Here is a 2,759-nt window from a genome sequence, read left to right as displayed (position 1 = left end):
CCCACGAGCTCGGAGGCCATGATCCACCTCGCGATGATCGACAACGTCAGCAAGCGCATAACGGACGAGAGCACACCAACCTGGAGAGGGACATACTAGGGTGAAAAACACCTATCGAACGCCCTCTGAAGACCTCGGCACCCTCGATCTTCGACTACTACCTGGATCTGCAGTCCGAGGTGGGAGGCGAAGACGGTTTCCCCTCCATCGACACGCCCGAGGACGTGTGGCAGCACATCGTGTTCGGCGAGGTAGCCGTCGGACGCGACGGCGCGGCAGTATTCGTTTCGGTGGAGTCGGAGTGCTCCTGGGAGCCGGAGCATGGACTGCAGATCGTATTCCGAGCCGGGCGCGCGGTGACCAAAGTCGGCCCATTCGACGGCCAGTACATCAACGCCTCAGCCGACGGCCGCGAGCTCGAGGACGTCGTCTACCGCCGGTGGAGCCTCGAGCCGTGATCCGACCGGTCCCTGCCACAGCGCCGCGCGAATCAGTACAGCGAATCAGTACATACGTCAGCTCACCGGATCGTCACCGTCACCACGCGGCGAACGAGCCTCTGAGCCAATCATCGAGGGCTGTGAAGTCGGCGGCAGTCAGCCCCCGGGACGATTCGACGAGATGCAGCAGTGTAGACGCAGGATGGTTCGCCGAGATCCACGTCCGGTCAGCGTCCGTGAGCTCGTCATCGACCCAGATGAACGGCCGCCCGGCCGCCCAGTGCACAAGGTATCGGGTCTTCCAGTGCAGCCCGAACCACTCGTCCTCGCGCTCACGCTCATCAGACGACGCCGGCCAGTTCACCACCGGCAGCTGCGGCAGCCCGATCCGCGGCGCTATCTCCGCATTGGCGTCGTCCTCCCAGGCCGTAGCCCAGACCAACTCGCACGGCAGCGCGGCCAGGCGCGGACCCAGGGCCGGATCCAACCGCGCGAAGTAGGAATCCGTGCTGCTCGCCGGCGCTCCGAGCTGCGGACTTTCGCCGCCGAACGGAAGCAGCGGGCCGTCGACGTCGAGGAAAAGGATCGGGCGGCGCACTCGGTCGTCCATGGCCACACGATATCGGGACACCCCTGGAGCGGGCCCGCCCCATCGCGGGCGCCGAGGTGCTGGTGATCTACACTTGCGGCGCGGGCCGCGATCTTCGTGTTGCGTCACAACATCATGATTAAGGGGTGGCCTGCGTCCGCCGACTCCGTGTTCGTCGACACCCGGAGGCCTGGCGCGTCGCCGATACCGCCGTCACCAAGGAGGCCGTGCCATGGAAGCCGTCACGTTGATCACCGGCGGTTCGAGCGGAATCGGCGCGGCCACTGCCCGTGCCCTGCTCAGGCAAGGTCACCGCGTGGCGATCACCGGCCGCGATGCCGATCGGCTGGACGCGTTCGCCGCGTCCACTGGAGCGGGTGAGCGGCTGCTGACCATCGCCGGCGACGCCGGCGACGAGGGCCATGTCGCCGCTGCCGTGCGTCAGGTCGCGGGCTTGTGGGGCCGATTGGACAACGTGATCGCGAACGCAGGGTTCTCCCTGCCCGGCACGCTGGAGGACCACGACCCCGCGGCCATGCGTGCCATGGTTCTCACCAACGTCCTCGGCCCGGCTCTGCTGGTACGCGAGACACTGCCGCACCTGAGGGAGTCCAAGGGCCGGATCGTGATCGTCGGTTCGGTCGCGGGCACCAGGAACACGCCCGGCAACCTGTACTCCGTCACCAAGTGGGCCGCGCACGCCCTGGCCGAGAACGTTCGGCTCCTGGTGGCCAAGGACCGCGTCGGCGTCACTCTCATCGCCCCGGGGGTCGTGGACACCCCGTTCTGGGATGAGCGCGGTGGATCTCCCGCGACGGCACCGACGCTGACCGCCGAGCAGATCGCGGAGACGATCCTGTTCGCCGTCAATCAACCCGAGGGCGTGGACGTCAACCACCTCGTCGTACGGCCTACCGGCCAGGCCAACTGACCTCCTCGGGGAGCCGGAAGCCCCCCACCATGCCCTAGAACACGTCCCTGGAACACATCCCTAGAACACGAACGGAATCAGCATCTTGCTCTTCCGCTTGTACGCCGGGTACGCCTCGGGGAAGATCTCCGTCATGTAGCGCTCTTCGGCCTTGGCGCTGTAGATGAAGTACGCGCCGAGCACTACGGCGGCGACGAGCCAGTAGAGGGTGAGCGCCACCGCCGTGCCGAGCATGGCGAGGATGATGCCCGAATAGATGGGGTGGCGGACGAACCGGTATGGGCCCGAGGTGACGAGTTCGGGGTCTTCCTTGTGGGACATCGGCGTGCCCCAGTTCCTGCCGATGTACACACGTGCCCACACCGCCAGGGCCAGGCCGACTGCCCACAGGGTGAGGCCGATGGCTTTCGGGGCGGGGCCGGTCAACGTGGCGGCGGTGACGCTGTGCCGGGCGCCTCTGAGCGAGACGATGATGACGAGGGCGAGCAGCAGGCGGACGCCGGCGTAGCCGGGCCAGCGGGTCTGGCCGCGTTTGACCTGCGTGGCGGCCAGGAGCCAGCCGACCCAGAAGACGGCCCAGCCGATGAGCATGACCAGCGCGACGGTGCCCTTCACAACTGCGACGCTAGCTCACTTTGATGCAATGGCGCTAGATGGGGGTGTTGGCGGAACCGGAACCCTGCCCAACCCGGCCCGACTCAATTCGGCCGCCTCGCCAGCAGGAGGGTGATGTCGTCGGCGAGGCTGGGCTCGCCGTAGGGGCGGCCGATGACGTCGCGGGCCAGGTCGGGCAGGGGAG

The 2,759-nt window shown here is 67.2% G+C and carries 4 protein-coding genes and 1 pseudogene; 3 read left to right on the top strand and 2 right to left on the bottom strand.

The genetic code is table 11. The features are described from left to right. Together KDL01_RS40360 and KDL01_RS40355 are read left to right on the top strand one after the other, a co-directional pair. A pseudogene (locus KDL01_RS40360) lies at positions 1–99 on the top strand (IS5/IS1182 family transposase); the annotation flags it as partial. Between the two features lie 14 nt (positions 100–113). Beyond that, on the top strand, positions 114–458 hold the full coding sequence (locus tag KDL01_RS40355; RefSeq protein WP_438802020.1) for a DUF6985 domain-containing protein: 345 nt from the start codon (positions 114–116) through the stop codon (positions 456–458). A 79-nt stretch (positions 459–537) separates the two neighbouring features. On the opposite strand, the gene KDL01_RS40350 is transcribed toward KDL01_RS40355, so the two are convergent. Next, a complete protein-coding gene (locus tag KDL01_RS40350; protein ID WP_212534005.1) occupies positions 538–1,050 on the bottom strand; it encodes an HAD domain-containing protein in 513 nt (170 codons plus the stop codon). A 211-nt stretch (positions 1,051–1,261) separates the two neighbouring features. Here KDL01_RS40350 and KDL01_RS40345 point away from each other — a divergent pair, with 211 nt between their 5' ends. Further along, positions 1,262–1,960 carry an SDR family oxidoreductase gene (locus KDL01_RS40345; protein WP_212534004.1) on the top strand — a complete coding sequence of 233 codons (699 nt, stop codon included), beginning with the start codon at positions 1,262–1,264 and terminating at the stop codon, positions 1,958–1,960. A gap of 60 nt (positions 1,961–2,020) precedes the next feature. On the opposite strand, the gene KDL01_RS40340 is transcribed toward KDL01_RS40345, so the two are convergent. Next, a complete protein-coding gene (locus KDL01_RS40340) occupies positions 2,021–2,575 on the bottom strand; it encodes a methyltransferase family protein (protein ID WP_212534003.1) in 555 nt (184 codons plus the stop codon). Positions 2,576–2,759 lie beyond the last annotated feature (184 nt).

The sequence above is a fragment of the Actinospica durhamensis genome, from assembly GCF_018139695.1.
In the GTDB taxonomy this organism is placed as follows: Bacteria; Actinomycetota; Actinomycetes; order Streptomycetales; family Catenulisporaceae; genus Actinospica; species Actinospica durhamensis.
The sequence above is the reverse complement of the archived record's forward strand: the minus strand, read 5'-3'. Positions and strand labels throughout refer to the sequence as shown.

What these genes read in the sequence shown, in the direction of transcription:
- KDL01_RS40350 (WP_212534005.1), bottom strand. Translation starts at nt 1,050, where the DNA reads ATGGACGACCGAGTGCGCCGCCCGATCCTTTTCCTCGACGTCGACGGC.
- KDL01_RS40345 (WP_212534004.1), top strand. Translation starts at nt 1,262, where the DNA reads ATGGAAGCCGTCACGTTGATCACCGGCGGTTCGAGCGGAATCGGCGCG.